Origin of the sequence: Sphingobacterium sp. UBA7249, assembly GCF_002472835.1 — a bacterium.
In the GTDB taxonomy this organism is placed as follows: domain Bacteria; phylum Bacteroidota; class Bacteroidia; order Sphingobacteriales; family Sphingobacteriaceae; genus Sphingobacterium; species Sphingobacterium prati.
Map to the genome: position 1 here is coordinate 73990 of NZ_DKST01000017.1, position 16221 is coordinate 90210.

At 39.2% G+C, this 16221-nt stretch carries 16 protein-coding genes; 7 read left to right on the forward strand and 9 right to left on the reverse strand.

What is annotated here, in order from left to right:
- Positions 1-9: 9 nt before the first annotated feature.
- The 5 genes from B4A24_RS14170 (at position 10) to B4A24_RS14190 (ending at position 5376) form a co-directional block, all read left to right on the forward strand.
- Entirely contained in the window at positions 10-387 is a 378-nt protein-coding gene (locus tag B4A24_RS14170; protein WP_028070596.1) for an START-like domain-containing protein, read from the forward strand.
- 100 nt (positions 388-487) lie between these two features.
- Positions 488-1972 (forward strand): LptF/LptG family permease, encoded by a 1485-nt coding sequence (locus tag B4A24_RS14175; protein ID WP_293945797.1) that lies wholly within the window; start codon positions 488-490, stop codon positions 1970-1972.
- A 71-nt stretch (positions 1973-2043) separates the two neighbouring features.
- A complete protein-coding gene (locus B4A24_RS14180; RefSeq protein WP_172396531.1) occupies positions 2044-3258 on the forward strand; it encodes a bifunctional 3,4-dihydroxy-2-butanone-4-phosphate synthase/GTP cyclohydrolase II in 1215 nt (404 codons plus the stop codon).
- Positions 3259-3381: 123 nt separating this feature from the next.
- A complete protein-coding gene (locus B4A24_RS14185) occupies positions 3382-3777 on the forward strand; it encodes a thiol-disulfide oxidoreductase DCC family protein (RefSeq protein WP_293945798.1) in 396 nt (131 codons plus the stop codon).
- A gap of 168 nt (positions 3778-3945) precedes the next feature.
- Positions 3946-5376, forward strand: coding sequence for an NAD-dependent succinate-semialdehyde dehydrogenase (locus B4A24_RS14190; RefSeq protein ID WP_293945799.1), 1431 nt, complete (start codon positions 3946-3948; stop codon positions 5374-5376).
- A gap of 165 nt (positions 5377-5541) precedes the next feature.
- Here B4A24_RS14190 and B4A24_RS14195 read toward each other — a convergent pair whose 3' ends face one another.
- From B4A24_RS14195 to B4A24_RS14220, 6 genes are all read right to left on the reverse strand, one after another.
- Positions 5542-6345, reverse strand: a complete 804-nt coding sequence (locus B4A24_RS14195; protein WP_293945800.1) for a DUF4476 domain-containing protein — start codon at positions 6343-6345, stop codon at positions 5542-5544.
- 56 nt (positions 6346-6401) lie between these two features.
- Positions 6402-6962 (reverse strand): CopD family protein, encoded by a 561-nt coding sequence (locus tag B4A24_RS14200; protein ID WP_293945801.1) that lies wholly within the window; start codon positions 6960-6962, stop codon positions 6402-6404.
- 296 nt (positions 6963-7258) lie between these two features.
- Entirely contained in the window at positions 7259-8296 is a 1038-nt protein-coding gene (gene hemE / locus B4A24_RS14205; protein WP_293945802.1) for a uroporphyrinogen decarboxylase, read from the reverse strand.
- The gene (locus B4A24_RS14210) at positions 8296-8814 is read right to left on the reverse strand and encodes a hypothetical protein (RefSeq protein ID WP_293945803.1); all 519 of its coding nucleotides are present in this window, start codon (positions 8812-8814) and stop codon (positions 8296-8298) included. Before B4A24_RS14210 ends, hemE begins: the two co-directional genes overlap by 1 nt.
- A gap of 9 nt (positions 8815-8823) precedes the next feature.
- Positions 8824-9531: a response regulator transcription factor gene (locus B4A24_RS14215; RefSeq protein WP_070563139.1), complete on the reverse strand. Its 708-nt coding sequence runs from the start codon at positions 9529-9531 to the stop codon at positions 8824-8826.
- Positions 9521-10396, reverse strand: a complete 876-nt coding sequence (locus B4A24_RS14220) for a sensor histidine kinase (protein ID WP_172396521.1) — start codon at positions 10394-10396, stop codon at positions 9521-9523. Before B4A24_RS14220 ends, B4A24_RS14215 begins: the two co-directional genes overlap by 11 nt.
- A 118-nt stretch (positions 10397-10514) precedes the next feature.
- On the opposite strand from B4A24_RS14220, the gene B4A24_RS14225 reads away from it, so the two are divergent.
- A complete protein-coding gene (locus B4A24_RS14225) occupies positions 10515-11219 on the forward strand; it encodes a YjjG family noncanonical pyrimidine nucleotidase (protein WP_293945836.1) in 705 nt (234 codons plus the stop codon).
- 110 nt (positions 11220-11329) lie between these two features.
- On the opposite strand, the gene B4A24_RS14230 is transcribed toward B4A24_RS14225, so the two are convergent.
- The 3 genes from B4A24_RS14230 to B4A24_RS14240 all read right to left on the reverse strand — a co-directional run bounded on the left by B4A24_RS14230 (position 11330) and on the right by B4A24_RS14240 (position 15038).
- Complete coding sequence (locus tag B4A24_RS14230) at positions 11330-12139, reverse strand: 3-keto-disaccharide hydrolase (protein ID WP_293945804.1); 810 nt, start codon at positions 12137-12139, stop codon at positions 11330-11332.
- 68 nt (positions 12140-12207) lie between these two features.
- The gene (locus tag B4A24_RS14235; protein WP_293945805.1) at positions 12208-14652 is read right to left on the reverse strand and encodes a TonB-dependent receptor domain-containing protein; all 2445 of its coding nucleotides are present in this window, start codon (positions 14650-14652) and stop codon (positions 12208-12210) included.
- 104 nt (positions 14653-14756) lie between these two features.
- Positions 14757-15038, reverse strand: coding sequence for an ATP-dependent Clp protease adaptor ClpS (locus B4A24_RS14240; RefSeq protein WP_172396517.1), 282 nt, complete (start codon positions 15036-15038; stop codon positions 14757-14759).
- Positions 15039-15116: 78 nt separating this feature from the next.
- On the opposite strand from B4A24_RS14240, the gene B4A24_RS14245 reads away from it, so the two are divergent.
- Entirely contained in the window at positions 15117-16163 is a 1047-nt protein-coding gene (locus B4A24_RS14245) for a 3-oxoacyl-ACP synthase III family protein (RefSeq protein WP_293945806.1), read from the forward strand.
- The last annotated feature ends 58 nt before the right edge of the window (positions 16164-16221 follow it).

The following is a 16221-nucleotide window of genomic DNA, read 5'->3' on the forward strand; positions in this document are numbered from 1 at the left end:
AACATTTATATGGCAGATAAAATAAAATTCCAACTAGAATATATCATCAACTCTTCACCTAGAATTTTATTTCCGTATTTGCAAGAACCAAACGAACTGGCACAATGGTTTGCAGACGATGTAAACTACAAAGACACTGTTTATACTTTTATTTGGGACGATGAACCGCATCGTGCAAAAATCGTAGCTTCGAAAGAAAATAAATCAGTGCGTTTTAAGTGGCTCGATGATGATCCCTATTACTTCGATCTAGAAATCGATCAAGATGAGCTAACAAATGATGTTGCACTTAAAATAACAGATTTTGCTAAAGAAGAGGACTTGGAAAACAGAAAATTAATCTGGAAAAATTCAATCGTCTATCTTCAGAGTGTTATAGGTGCATAAAAAAACCTATCTTTGCAATATATTTTCACCAAGGGCTCTCAATGAGCTCCTTGGCTGGAAGATGCTTTAATGTAAAGGCATCAATTTGCTTAGCGTCACGATGAAAAAGGTTCATTTACTTATTCTTCAAGCTTTCATTAAACCATTCATCGTCACATTTTTTATTGTGATGTTTGTGTTATTGATGCTTTTCCTATTCAAATACATTGATGATTTGATCGGAAAAGGATTTGAATGGTACACCATCATGGAGCTCATTGGATATCAATGTGTTGTTCAAATTCAAATGGCGATGCCGTTATCCATGCTATTATCCTCCATTATGACGTTTGGGAACTTGGGGGAAAGCTATGAGCTTGTGGCAATCAAAGCCGCTGGCGTATCTTTGCGTAAGGCCATGACCCCCTTATTCATACTTGTTGCAATTTTCGCTTCGAGTTCATTCCTGTTCTCAGACTATATCCTACCTGTCGTCAATCTGAAAATGGGAACTTTATTAACCGATGTACGTAATAAAAAGGCTGATTTTTTAATCAAACCAGGTATTTTTAACAATACAATTCCAGGATATTCCATTCGCGCAAGAGGAAAAAATAAAGAAGGAACAATTCTTTATGACTTGATGATCTATGATCACCGTGGGGGCAATACAGCCAACAATGTTTTGATGGCGAAAGAAGGATACATTTATAATTCGCCAGATAATAGCTATATGATCCTCAAATTGAAGGACGGAATACGTTATGAAGAGTCACGAACAAAGAACTCGAAAACTTACGACCCGCGCCAGCAATTTACACGCTTTAAGTTTAAGGAAACGGAACAGAAGTTTGACATGGGAAGCTTTCAACAAGGCAAAACCGATCAAAGCCTTTTCAAGAGCCACCATGCGATGCTCAATCTGAAACAGCTGGATATGTACATTGACTCTAACCATATTAAAATCGACAGTATGGGGAAGGCAATTACAAGAACCTTAGATACGCGTTATAATATTTATTCAAAGTATTTTAGTGTCAATCAACCTGGGCAACCCAAAGTAAAGGAAGCAAAAATCAAACCTTATAAAAATCTGATGGCCGATCTTGTTCCTCCTGAGCAACGAACACAGATCACCATGAATGCATTGAGCCAGCTAAACTATTTAAAAGAGGATCTCAATAGCCGTACACTCGAATTTAAGGATTACAAAACCAAAGATATTCGTTATCGTATTGAATGGCATAGAAAGTTTACATTAGCTGTGTCTTGTCTCCTTTTATTTGCTATTGGCGCTCCTTTAGGCGCTATTATTAGAAAGGGGGGGCTCGGTCTTCCGGTCGTTATGGCCATCATTTTCTTCTTAATCTATCATATCATCTCTACGGTCGCCGAAAAAACAGCCAAAGACGGTGCGATATCTTCGGCAGTAGGTATGTGGATGGCCATTATCGTGTTGACGCCCCTGGCCGCTTTTTTAACCTATAAATCAACGACAGATTCAGCGTTATTTGATATTGATCAGTATAAATTAAAAGCCGAAGCAGCCTGGAAGTGGGTCAGAGAGAAATTTGGTAAAAAGAATAAATTAAAGGAGTCACATTAGATTTGTGACAGCCTTATTATAAATAAAATTAGATTCTACACTAACTTTGTATCAATACAATATAACAATAAATGGAATTCAAATTAAACACGATCGAAGAAGCGATCGCTGATATACAAGCAGGAAAAGTAGTTATCGTCGTAGATGACGAAGATCGTGAAAATGAAGGTGATTTCGTCACCGCTGCCCGCAATGCAACTCCCGAGATTATCAACTTTATGGCAACCCACGGCAGGGGTTTAGTATGTGCCCCTATAACCAAGGAAAGAGCGGATGCACTACATCTCGACCTTATGGTGGGGCAAAATACAGCTATTTATGAGACCAATTTCACGGTTTCTATTGACTTACAAGGATACGGCTGTACAACGGGAATCTCCGCATCTGATCGTTCAAAAACTATCAAGGCGATGATTGATCCCAATATTCACTACGAAGAATTAGGTCGGCCTGGGCATATCTTTCCATTGATTGCCAAAGATGGTGGGGTACTCCGCCGTACAGGACATACCGAAGCAACTGTTGACCTTGCCCGTCTGGCAGGTTTTGAACCAGCAGGTGTATTGGTTGAAATCCTAAAAGAAGATGGCGAAATGGCAAGACTACCAGAATTGATGGAAGTTGCCAAAAAATTTGGTTTAAAGATCGTTAGTATTGAAGACCTTATTGAATACCGCTTAAAGCACGATTCATTGATTAACGAAGAGGTGACGGTCAATATGCCTACTCAATACGGTGATTTTCAGATGAAAGCTTTCACCCAAAAAGATACTGGCGAACAACATCTCGCCCTTTATAAAGGTGAATGGAACGAGGATGAGCCTATTCTTGTCCGTGTACATAGTTCTTGTGTGACCGGCGATATTTTCGGTTCTTGCCGTTGTGACTGTGGTCCACAACTTCATAAAGCAATGGAAATGATCCAAAATGAAGGAAAAGGGGTGATTGTCTATATGAATCAAGAAGGTCGTGGTATTGGACTGATCAATAAATTGCATGCCTACAAACTGCAAGAAAATGGATTGGATACCGTTGATGCCAATGTGCAGCTTGGGTTCAAAGCCGATTTGAGAGATTACGGTGTAGGAGCCCAAATACTGAGAAATCTCGGTGTAACAAAAATGCGCCTAATGTCAAATAACCCAACAAAACGCGCCGGTTTGGTCGGTTATGGTTTGGAAATCGTAGAAAATGTTCCCATTGAAATAACAGCTAACCCCTACAACGAAGAATATTTAAAAACAAAAAGGGATCGTATGGGACATACCATCATGAAGAATTTGTAATAAAGATCCAAAAAGTATATTTCAGAAGCGTTGTTTTTTCTAGCGAAAAAACAACGCTTTTTTTATAAAAGATGTGATGTTAGCATGGCAGTTCTTTGATGAAATAGTACTAGCTTTATACTAATGGATACGCAAGGGAAACATATCATCTTTTTTGACGGTGATTGCTTAGTTTGTAATCGTTTCGTTCAAATCCTATTAAAAATAGATACCAATAACAGGTTTTTATTTAGCTCCTTACAGTCTGATTTCGCTAAAAATAGTTTACATACTATTCCAAAAAATATTGATTCTATTGTCTATGTGTCTCCCATAGGTGCCTATATCAAAAGCGATGCCATATTGAATATCTGCAAAACATTAAGGCTTCCCTATTCAATCGTTTACTTTCTAAAAATACTGCCGAAAAAATGGCGAGATGCAGGTTATGATTATTTTGCAAAAAATCGCTATAAATGGTTTGGGGCCAATGCCTATTGCGCCGTTCCTACGGAGCAACAACGAAAAAAATTTGTGTGAGCTAATCTTCCCATAAATTTGTTTGTATGCCAAACAATTGGTAGAAGGATATTGTTACAAAAGCAGCTGATCCATCAAACAATCCATGGTAATACACCCGCGATAATAAATAAGTACAGCTTGCAGCAATAACATTGCCCCGCAAAAAACAATTAAATAAAGAGTCCAATGAAAAATCCACTTTTAATTGACAAAGCCTATATAAACGGAAAATTCATCACATCAAAAAACACTTTTGATGTGGTCAACCCGGCAACTGGAAAAGTAATTGCAGCCTTACCTGATTTAAAGGTCGCAGATTGTACGAAAGCTATAAAGGCTGCTGACAAAGCTTGGAAAGACTGGAAAAACACAACAGTTGCTGAGCGATGTGTTCTTGTCCGCGAATGGTATAACCGCATTCTACAAAATAGAGACTTACTTGCTGAAATTATGACACTTGAAAGCGGAAAACCCCTTAGTGAATCAAAGGTGGAAGTAGACTATGGCAATTCATTTGTCGAATGGTTCGCTGAAGAAGGTAAGAGAGCGTATGGAGAAACGATTCCTGTTCAGAAAAAAGGAACAAGAATGATGACAATCCGACAAGGAGTCGGTGTCGTTGCAGCAATTACCCCCTGGAATTTCCCTTTGGCCATGATTACCCGAAAAGTCGCTCCAGCACTTGTTGCAGGCTGTACAGTCGTGCTCAAACCCGCTTCCCAAACACCTTTATCCGCGATAGCCTTAGTCAAACTAGCGGAGGAAGCCGGACTGCCAAAAGGCGTTTTTAACGTCATTACCGGAAAGGACAGTGCCGGTATAGGAAAGGAACTCGCCACAAACGATCTGGTCCGAAAACTTTCTTTTACGGGATCTACCGAGGTTGGCAAGACATTGATCGAACAATCAGCCTCAAACATTAAGAAAGTCTCCATGGAACTTGGGGGAAATGCACCTTTTCTTGTTTTTAACGATGCCGATATTGATGCTGCAGTACGAGGAGCCATTGCCGGCAAATTCAGAAACTCGGGACAAACCTGCGTCTCTATTAACCGCTTCTTAGTACAGGAAGACGTCTACGATGAATTTGCTACTAAACTTGTCCAGGCTGTACGTCAATTAAAGGTAGGTAATGGCTTAGATAAGGGCGTTCAAGTAGGGCCATTGATCAATGCCAAGGGTTTAGAAAAGGTAAAGCATCATGTCCAAGATGCTTTAAAGCATGGAGCAGAATTGGCAACGGGGGGCACTGTGATCAAAGACCTATTCTTCCAGCCAACTGTACTGACCAATATCCCTAAAGAGGCTCTGATATTTCATGAAGAAACTTTCGGTCCAGTCTGTGCATTATTCAGCTTCAAAACAGAGGAAGATGGTATCGCCATGGCCAATCAAACTGAGTTTGGCCTTGCCTCCTATTTCTACAGTACCAACATCAATCGTTGCTTCCGTATAGCGGAACAACTTGAGGCGGGTATGGTGGGCGTCAATACCGGATTAATATCGAATGCTGCTGCTCCATTTGGCGGAGTAAAGCAATCCGGTGTTGGTCGTGAAGGATCAAAACATGGACTCGACGAATACATGGAACTGAAGTACATCTGTTTTGCTGAATAATTACGATATAGCTTAGGTTATCCTTTTACTGAAAGGGACAACTTGTGTCATACATCATCGATTGGATGGAAATCTGACACAAATAGCCCCTTTGTTCATGCACGTAATTCATATTCTTACCTCTTCNNGAAGAGGTAAGAATATGAATTTGATCCCAACAAGATCCTACCGTTGGGTTTTAATGAAGGCTGTCAATTTTTCACGAGTTGAGCTAAAAGACAATGCATCGCCCACTCTATCATAATTCTCTTTATCGACACAACTTGGATATGCAGATTTAGCAAAAGCCAATTTATTATCGTCTCTTATAAATAGCTCCATAAGGTCTATGATTTCGGAACTGCGTAACCGCATATTTTTCAGTTCCTGAGCAGCTAGCTGCAATCGGTCCTGATCATTTTCCTTCTGATTGAGCAGATCATTCAATTGGTTCGCATCATTTTTATCCAGGTAATCATTATTCTCAATCGGGTCATCCTGATTTTGCTGATGATCGATCCTGTCATGTTCATATTCTTCATAGTCCTTTTCTTCCTGTTGGTTCTGATTTAAATAGCTATCCTCATTATAATTATCATAATCATCATCATTGCGATAATTATCATTATATCGTCCTACCGGATTCATCGATTCCAGTACAATCCCCCTATTTCCTCCACGACTGCTCACGGAAAACACAACATTCATATACTGACCGTTTCGGTTCGTAAGTTGTACAGCACTTCCGTTTAAAGTACTCCGCTGTCTATTTGCAAATACGATACGGAGATTATACCGCGGGTTTTTCAAATTCGGCACGCGGATATCAGTAGATGCCCTATGATTGTACAAAACATTATTAATATAAAGGAAGAAAGGAACATCGGTCGAATAAATAGTTAATGTTCCGCCATAAGGTCTATAGCGTTGTGCGAATCCACCAGTTGCGATAGCAAGCAAAATAATCACAGTCAAAAGTCTCTTATACATATACCTTTTCTAGTTATAATCGTTCGACTAGCGCTAAGCGAAAAGGATTAAGAAAATTAAGAATTTAACGTTTTATTTGAATTATTTTTATTTCTGAACTTTTTGTAGAGTTTTACCGCCATCATCAGGGAGATCGACAGTATTAAAAGTCCGAGGACACCGAATATCCAATTGAGAGCAGACTTTAATACGACGGTAAATACGATTGCAAATAATAAAACGGTCGCAAGCTCATTCCAAAGGCGTAATTTGGTCGACGACCATGCAGATGTTTCTCCCTTTAACTGAAACATAATCCGTTGGCAGGCAAAATGATAAAGAATCAGTCCCAATACAAAGGTAAGCTTAACATGCATCCAGCCCATGGTTAACAATCCCGGATTGATATACAGCATGACAAGGGCCGCTAGAATAGTGAGATACATCGCCGGTGTTGTGATGATCCACCACAATTTACTCTCCATAAGAATGAACTGTTTATGCAATACCCCATACTCCTCTACAGATTTGGACTTAGCTTCGGTATGGTAAATGAATAAGCGAACGATATAGAATAACCCGGCCATCCAACAAACCACAAAGATAATATGAACTGCTTTTGCATATAAATAGACCATAGGTACAAAAGTAAGAAAAGTTAAGGGCAATCAATAAGACCATACGTCAATTAAGTAAATCTTACATAGCGTACACAAAAGACGGGAACTTGTTTGAGAATTTTATTTCAGCTTATTTATTATATTCCATAAAAGTCGGGTTCAAATACTTCATAGAGGTAAATCAACTAAATTTAGTTGTTCACAGCAAATCATCATCCACATAAAAAAAGACCTGCCAGTTACAGCAAGTCTTCATTTGTTTTTATTCGGATATATCGCTAAAATCTTTTCTTTGGATAATCGCAATTGAAAATTTAATAGCGAAATTCTTTCACCACCTCGATTGCATATTTTACATTATCGAAAGGAATATCAGGCATAATACCATGTCCCAAATTGAATATAAAACCATTCTCTCCGCGCATACGTTCGAATAATTCGATAATTTTCTTTTTGATCACAGGCTTTTCAGCATATAAGACAAAAGGGTCTAAATTTCCTTGAACCGCTATCCCTTGAGGCAAAGACTGTTTTATATTTTTTAGATCCGCATTCCAATCGATAGAAACCACATCTGGTTGCGCCTCTACCATCATCGGAGCAAAGACAGATGATCCCTTACAGAAAGAGATTACCGGAATATCTTTGCGGTTCAACTTAGAGATAATCTGTTTGTTGTAATAATGTGAAAAATCACGATAATCATTCCATGATAAAGCCAATGCCCAGCTATCAAACAATTGGATTGCATTTACACCTGCCTCGATCTGCATGTTAAGATAGGCTACAGTGACATCAGCAATCTTTTGAAGGATCATATGTGCTAATTCAGGTTGATTGTTTAACATCAACTTCGTCAACTTGAAATCCTTTGACGAACCACCTTCGACCAAATAGCTTAAAATGGTAAAAGGCGCTCCCGCAAAACCGATCAATGGGATGCGATTATCAAGGCGTTGCTGAATTACTTTTATGGCATCAGCTACATATTGCAGTTTATCCAAACAGTCAATTGATAATGCTTCCGCCTCCTTGACAGAACGAACTGGATTAGAAAAACGAGGGCCCACTCCTTGTTCAAATGACAAATCTCCTCCCATTGCTTCAGCTGTAACCAAAATATCTGAAAACAAGATCGCTGCATCGATTCCAAGCAAATCCACGGGCAACATCGTTACATCCGCTGCAATCTCTGGTGTTTTGCACATTTCGAGAAAAGAATACTTGTTTTTGATATCCCAGTATTCTTTCATAAAGCGTCCAGCCTGACGCATCATCCACACCGGAGGTCTCTCCGTTTGCTGCGAGAATGCAGCTCTAATCAATAAATCGTTTTGTAAAGTACTAATCACTATAAATGTTTTGAAATTTCGTTTTCTATTTTTGTAATAATACTAACCTGTCTTGCAGTTAAATGCAATTTGTTGGCCACATCTGTATATGCCCTTGCTCTTTCATAATCTGTCTTACGCAGTGCAATATTGGCCAGATTGATCATTACCATACCTTTTTCATTATCTTTTTTCCAGGGTAGACGGGAAGCGAGCTGAAAATGATATTCAGCCTCATCGATACGTTCTTCTTTTAAGGCAATATTTCCCATCATAAATTCATAGAAATTACGCCGCCCTTTACGAAGGGTATCTGGATTTTTTATTTGGGACAGCAAGCTTTTTGTCTTTTCATAGTCCTGTCTATGAAAAGCTTGTGTTGCCAAGAAAACTGAGCCCTCCCGGAAATGGCTCCAAATTAGATAACCAATTCCACCGGCCAGTAAGACGGATGTCTGATAATGCCCTTGGTATAAACCATAGCCCAAAAGTAACGCTGCAATAAAAATAACGGCTATTCTAGCCTTAATTGTCATCATCTTTTTTTACTACGCGTTATTGTCGGTAAACTTATAACCAACTCCTCGGATAGAATGGAAATAGATCGGGTGTTTTTGATCTGGCTCAAAATATTTCCGGAATGTCAAAATGAAATTGTCAATGGTACGCGTCGAAGGATAGACGTCATAATTCCATACAGTTTCCAAAATTTGCTCCCGGGAAACGGCCTCATTGCGACGTTCGATCAACAGCTTCAATAGCATCGTTTCTTTTTTTGTCAAAGAGGTAATCGTTCCATCCGCATGATGCAATTCATAAGAATTAAAATAGATGGTTTTATCACCGATTTGATAAGAGTTCAATTCTTTTAAATCATCTGGCTTCATTCCCCGACGGACCAAATTTCCAACGCGAAGAATCAACTCTTCCAGGTTAAAAGGTTTTACCAGATAATCATCAGCTCCTTTTTTGAGTCCAGTGATACGGTCTTCGCTACTGTTTTTGGCAGTCAAAAACATGATCGGCACCTCGGTATTCTGTAGTCGAATCGTCTCAGCAACTTGAAATCCGTCAATTTCAGGAATCATAACGTCCAGAACCACGAGATTGAAACGTTCTTCCTTAAAAACTTTCAATGCTTTTTTTCCGTCAGTAGCCGTAGTGACACGGTAACCTTCCATTTCAAGATTCAACTTGATAGCTTCTAACAAGTGTTCTTCGTCTTCGACAAGTAATATTCTTTGTTTACTTTGCATTTCTTTCAAATGTTACTTCAAAAATACTCCCTTTAGGAGTGTTATCTTTAACTTTAATGGTCGCGTCGTGCTTCTGCAACACGGTTTTCACGATATATAACCCCAAACCAGTACCTTTGGTTTTCCGTGTTGCTTCACTTCCCACGCGATAAAACTTATTAAAGATAAGTTTTTTCTCTTCATCACTGATACCAATACCATGGTCAGCAACAGAAAAAATTATTTTACTGTTCTCCGTGTATAATTTCACATCCACCATAGCGCAAGCCGGTGAATATTTAATAGCGTTCTCTATGAGATTTGTCACGACATTACTTATCGCAAATTTATCGCCATGGATAATAATATCCGATTCTAGATAAGGTTTCAATACCTGCGAGCTACATGAATTTTTTTGAAGCCTATCGACAATTTGCTCCACCAAAGATGTAAAGTTAAAGTCCTCTTTGGGCATGCTGTAATTTCGGCTGTCCAGCTTCGTTGTCATTAATACATTTTCCACCAGATCATCCAATCGCTCAATATCTTTCAGGGAATTTCTTAAAAAAGTCTGTTGTTGCTCCTTATCCAAATCCCGTCGTAAGATGGTCTGAATATAAAGCTTCACTGAGGCTAAAGGAGATTTCAACTCATGCGTGATGGCCAAAAGGAAATTCTGCTGTTGTTGCAACAGTTTCTGCTCGCGCTCTACCAGACGCTTTAACCGCCATGCGCCCCATAGAAAAATGATCAAAAAGAAAATCCCCTCTCCTATAATCATATTCTTTTTGCTTGGGTCAAATCGGATGAACATCACCCCCCACCAGATCAACTGCATAACCGCATAAAACAAAAGGAAATAAAAGAGTAAAAGCGCTTTCTTCATGTAACAAAAATAGCTATTCACCAAGGCATTCGGAAATATCCCAAAGATTATGACACAAAGAAGAAAATTAGCCGATTCACAATAAGATAAAATCTCCCTGGAGGTGGTATATTTGCATATGTTTAATCGTGAGAAAAAGGATATTTTCTTTGATCTGGATCATACCATCTGGGATTTTGACAAGAATGCTGAAGAAAGTCTCCAAGAATTATATTTTAAATACAAGTTTGACAGCTTGTTTGACAAGGAATCCCCCACCCGTTTCATCGAAACTTATACGGTCAACAATCATCGACTTTGGGGATTATACCATCATGGAAAAATTTCAAAACCCGAATTAAGAAAGGCAAGGTTCGCCGATACCTTTACCGCATTGGGCGTAGATCCTGAATTATTTCCGGAAGAATTTGAACTGGAATACTTGGCTATTTGTCCCCAAAAGACGAATTTATTTCCCCATGCCCATGAAACCTTAGCCTACTTGGACGAGAAATACAACCTACATCTAATCTCCAATGGTTTTAAAGAAGCTTGTGAGACCAAAATGAAAAAAAGCAATTTGAATAAATATTTCAAAAATATCTTTATTTCTGAGGTCGTAGGTGTAAACAAACCTGATCCAAGGATATTTCAATTTGCGCTTGAGACTACTGGCGCACAGGCGCCACAATCACTGATGGTTGGTGATAATCTGGATGCGGATATACGCGGGGCAATGAATGTTGGCATGGACGCAATCTTCTTTAACCCGAATAGTATGGAAAAGCCCGAAGATGTCCCGCATATGATCGTCGATCTAAAAGAATTACAATCTATATTATAAAAAAAGCAGCTTTAAAGCTGCTTTTTTTGAAAATTTCTGTTTTTATTGGGCAGAAATACCCCCTCCTGTTGGCTGTCATAGCTGTCATGACTTACGAGAGGGTGAAGGTTTTATTTTAAAACTTTAACAGTTATATTCTTAAACCAAACGTCATTTCCATGATCTTGAAGACCGATCAATCCTGATTTACTTTCGCCGCCAACATGACTCAACAACTCAAAAGCCAATGGCCATTTTTCTTGGCTGAATTTACTTTTTTGCAGTAGATCAATCCATGATTTATCCCACAGAGTATATTCAACGACTTTCACATCATTTTGGAAATGCTCAACTTTACCATTGTTTACGCGGATCTTCACTTTATTCCATTCGCCATAAGGTTTGCCATTTTGTGGTTTTGCAGGAATCATATCATATAAAGACGTAGACTTACGATTTCCGTCAACCCCCATTTTAGCATCCGGGTGGTTTTCGTTGTCAAGCACCTGACATTCTGGTGATGAAATATAGATGGGCTGGCCTTCGACTTCTTTTGCCAGGAAGAAAATTCCCGAATTTGCTCCCTTTGCAACCTTCCACTCCATTTCCAATTCGAAATTTTTGAAATCATGTGCAAAAATCAAATCTCCGCCTTCATCTTTACCAACATTCGCCTGGCTATCAAATTTAATTGCGCCTTCATTGATGACCCATCTTTTAGGCACGACAGTTTTATCATATCCTCTCCAGCCTTCCATGGAAGTTCCGTCGAAAATAACATAGGCTCCAGCCTTATTCTTTTTGAATTTCTTGATATCCACACGTGGCAAATCCAGAATTTTGTAAGCAGGTACTTCCTTTTTTGCTTGTGCTACGGCAGTATGTAGATGCGCTGAAAATGCCATCACCGATACCGCAAGAACTGTTTTTAATAACTTCATTCTTTTTAGTTTTAGGTTTGTTTCAAAATTAAAATTAAGCATTTTGGGCTTAAATGACGGAATATTTTTTAATATTCCTCACCGCCACCGTTTATTTCATTTGTTTGTGCTTCTTTCTTCTTAGACCTATTTAAATCCTGACTACCAAAACGATAAGAAAGTGACAAGGTCACCATCCGCTTCATCCAACGGTGTTCAAAATTTGATATAAGTTGCGATGTCTCTGTCACACCATTCATTTTCCGTGAATTAAATACATCTCTAACATTTAACATAATTGATGCTTTTTTCTTGAATACATCTTTTTTCAAAGCGACATCCACCCCTTTCATTGCATTCATCTGCCCTTGAGCCATCACGCGTGAAGAATTATACTCACCTCTCATTTGAGCAGAGAAAGTAGGTGTAAAGCGATAGTTAGCTGTTAAATTTGCATTATAAGCGAAATCCTTTCTTTCTTTTATATCATAGTCTGGGTTTGCATTATATTTAATATGGATCAAATTGAGATTAAATGTAAAATCAAAATCCTTCGTCGCATTGACTTTTGAGATAAATTCAAAGCCCGAAAGATTACGGCTCGTCATGTTTTCCCATCGACTATACGTTCTGCCATCTTCTATTTTGTAAACAAAAGGTTGGATAACCTCACTCGCGTGATTAAAATAGGCCGAAGATATTAAATTGAACTTCCCAAAAGTTTTGGCGAAGCTCATTTCAAAACTATGTACATCTTCTGGTTTCAGATTTGGGTTTCCCTGACGGTAATTCAAATCATCGGATACATTTAGAAATGGATTGACCTGCCAACCCCGGGCACGTTGCACACGACGCGAGTAACTAAACTGAACTTTGTCACCATTATCGTCTACATCATAGGTTAAAAACAAGGTCGGGTACAGTCTAAAAAAGTTCTGCTTTGCATTGGATTCTTTTTCCACAGCATCGGGATCCTTGGAAAAATAAGTGGATTTGAGTTCAAATTGTTCGCCCCGTAACCCGATTTGATAGCCAATTTTATCCGTCAGCTTATTTTGATAGTTAGCGTAAATCGCATGGACAGTACTAGTAAAATCAAAATCATTGCTGATCTTATAGTCTGGCAGATATTTGCCTGTTGTATCGCGGAGTTCGGAAAATTGCGTATCAAATGACTTTCTAATTTGAGAACGGTAGCCAGCCTCAAATTTGCTTACCTCGGAGAATGGCAGCACATAATCCAGCTGAAGATTGATATTCTTACCGTCTTCGGAAGTCGTATTCCTCCGTGCGGTTTCTTTCCGTCCGTCGGTATATTTTTGAGAAAAATCGTTCGTACCATCTTCCTTGTCCCTTCCATAACTCGCATTCCCTGTCAATTCCTCTCCTTGTCGCTTAAATTGATGTTTAAAATCGGCGTTGAATTCATAGCCCAGATCGTCTTCAAATTGGGTAGATTTACGATCACTGGTTCCTGTTTCATCTGTTCCTTTAAAAAAACGATAATTTAAGTCCTCTATCCGTTTATTATCCCGGATGCTCAAATTACCGGAAAAACTCAATGAAGTACGGTCAGACATATTATAATCAAATCCGGCTTTTACTGTATGGCTATTTCCCTTTCTTGAGGATTCGGATTCGCTATAATTACTTGTGGTATCACTCAAAAACGTATTGTCGGTCTTCCCGCTCCCAACCATGTTACGTTTATTGAAGTTGTATGACCCAAAGTAATTGAATTTTCGATCCCGATAATTCAAAGTTATACCAGCCATGTAATTATCATAGGAGCCAGCGGATGTGTTTACTGATCCATTCAGCCCTGTTCTAATATTCTTCTTTAAAACAATATTGATAATCCCCGTCTGTCCTTCCGCATCATATTTAGAGGAAGGATTGGTGATGACTTCAACTTTCTCTATCGAATTGGCAGGAAGACTCTGGAGTAAAGATGTGACATCATTTCCGGCTAATGCAGACTCACGGCCATCTATTAGGATCTTGACACTACTGGATCCGCGCAGGCTCACCGAGCCATCTTGATCCACTTGAAGCGTGGGCACATTGGCTAAAACATCTGTTGCAGTACCACCTGCACTGACCAAGCTCTCACCTACATTAAAGGTTTTACGGTCAATGCCAATCTGCATTGCAGGCACTCTTCCCTCAACGACAACTTCGTCCAATAGCTCTCCTGTTGTGATGAGACCGATCCGTCCAAGGTCTTTGATTTTTGAAGCGGTCACATCCACCCCTAAGATAGTAGAGGTTTCATAACCCACGTAACTGATACGAACATTATATTTACCTGGTGTGATATCCGAGAATAAAAGAAAGCCTTGATCTACAGACTGTGCTCCTTTAACGTAGTTGTTGCCTGTGTCTAAAAGCGCTGCACTCGCAGAGGAAATAGGTTTAGAAGTTTTGCTATCGATCAGGATAGCTTTGATTTGACCAGTCTGTGCAAAAACAATAACCGGTAGAAAGAATACAAATAATAATAAAAATTTAAACGATTTAGCGTTAAATAACATGAGAGCTTCAGCTTAGTTTATAGTTATAATGCAAATAAAACTAAAACTTACAGACAAAATTGAAGCGTAACCATATTATTACGGTAACAAAAAGGATAGTAAATTTATTCTACGGATACTGTCAGACCTTCTGCTTTCAAAATTTTGCGGTAGATTTCCATCTCGGTGAAAGTGCCCTCCAAAACGGCACACTTACCTTCAGTATGTACTTTCCATGCAATTTTCTCAGCTTGTTTTTCGGTATATTGGAGGTGATACATCAGACAATGAATGACATGTTCGAACGTATTCGTTTCGTCATTCCATAAAATCAATCGATTAGAGTCCTTAACAGACGCTAATATCTCTTCTAACGTAAAGGTTTCTTCAGCAGTTTGGGTACCCATACTGCAAAAATAGAATATTTTTTTCTAAATTAACGACAATATAAAAGGGAAGAATACAATCAATTAGATGAATTTATTATGTTTCAGTCGAAAATCGCAGGAATTGGCTATTACGTTCCGAAAAATGTATATACCAACAATGATCTAACACGTTTTATGGATACCAGTGATGAATGGATCCAAGAAAGAACGGGGATCAAAGAACGCCGCTATGCCGACCGTATCGGCGAAACGACAACCACGATGGGTGTTGAAGCTGCAAAAATAGCAATAGAACGCGCCAATATCAGCAAGGAAGATGTCGATTTCATTATCTTCGCCACCTTATCACCCGACTACTATTTTCCCGGTTGTGCGGTATTACTGCAACGGGAAATGGGGATGAACGAAGTAGGCGCATTAGATATTAGGAACCAATGTTCGGGCTTCATCTATGCTCTATCCATAGCAGATCAATTTGTCAAAACAGGGATGTATAAAAACATACTTGTTGTGGGTTCAGAAAAACATTCATTTGCACTCGACTTCTCCACCAGAGGCCGTGCTGTATCCGTTATTTTCGGTGATGGTGCCGGAGCAGTGGTTGTGCAGCCAACAACAGAAACCGGTAAAGGCATTTTGAGCACGCATTTACATTCTGATGGCGCTGAAGCAGAAAAGCTCGCAATGTATTACCCAGGGGCATCAAGCGGCATATGGTTAGACAAAATGCCCGACTGGCCAGAACAGGAATTGGGTGGGCTATTGATGACCAAAGAAATGCTTGAAGATGGAACCGCATTCCCAAATATGGATGGACAGGCCGTTTTCAAAAAAGCTGTTGTCAAATTCCCCGAAGTGATTCATGAAGCCTTGAGCAAGAACAACTTAAAAACCTTAGATATAAACTTATTAATTCCACATCAAGCAAATCTTCGTATTTCACAATTTGTACAGAAAACATTAGGCTTGAGTGAGGATCAGGTGTTCAACAATATCCAAAAATATGGCAACACTACGGCAGCTTCTATACCGATTGCACTATGTGAGGCCTGGGAAGCCGGGAAAATAAAAGATGGTGATCTGATCTGTCTAGCCGCTTTCGGTGCGGGCTTTACCTGGGGATCCGCCTTAATCAGGTGGTAAGGGGAAGCGTCAACCATAAAAAAAGGCGTTAATCTTTCGATCATCGCCTTTTTTTGTT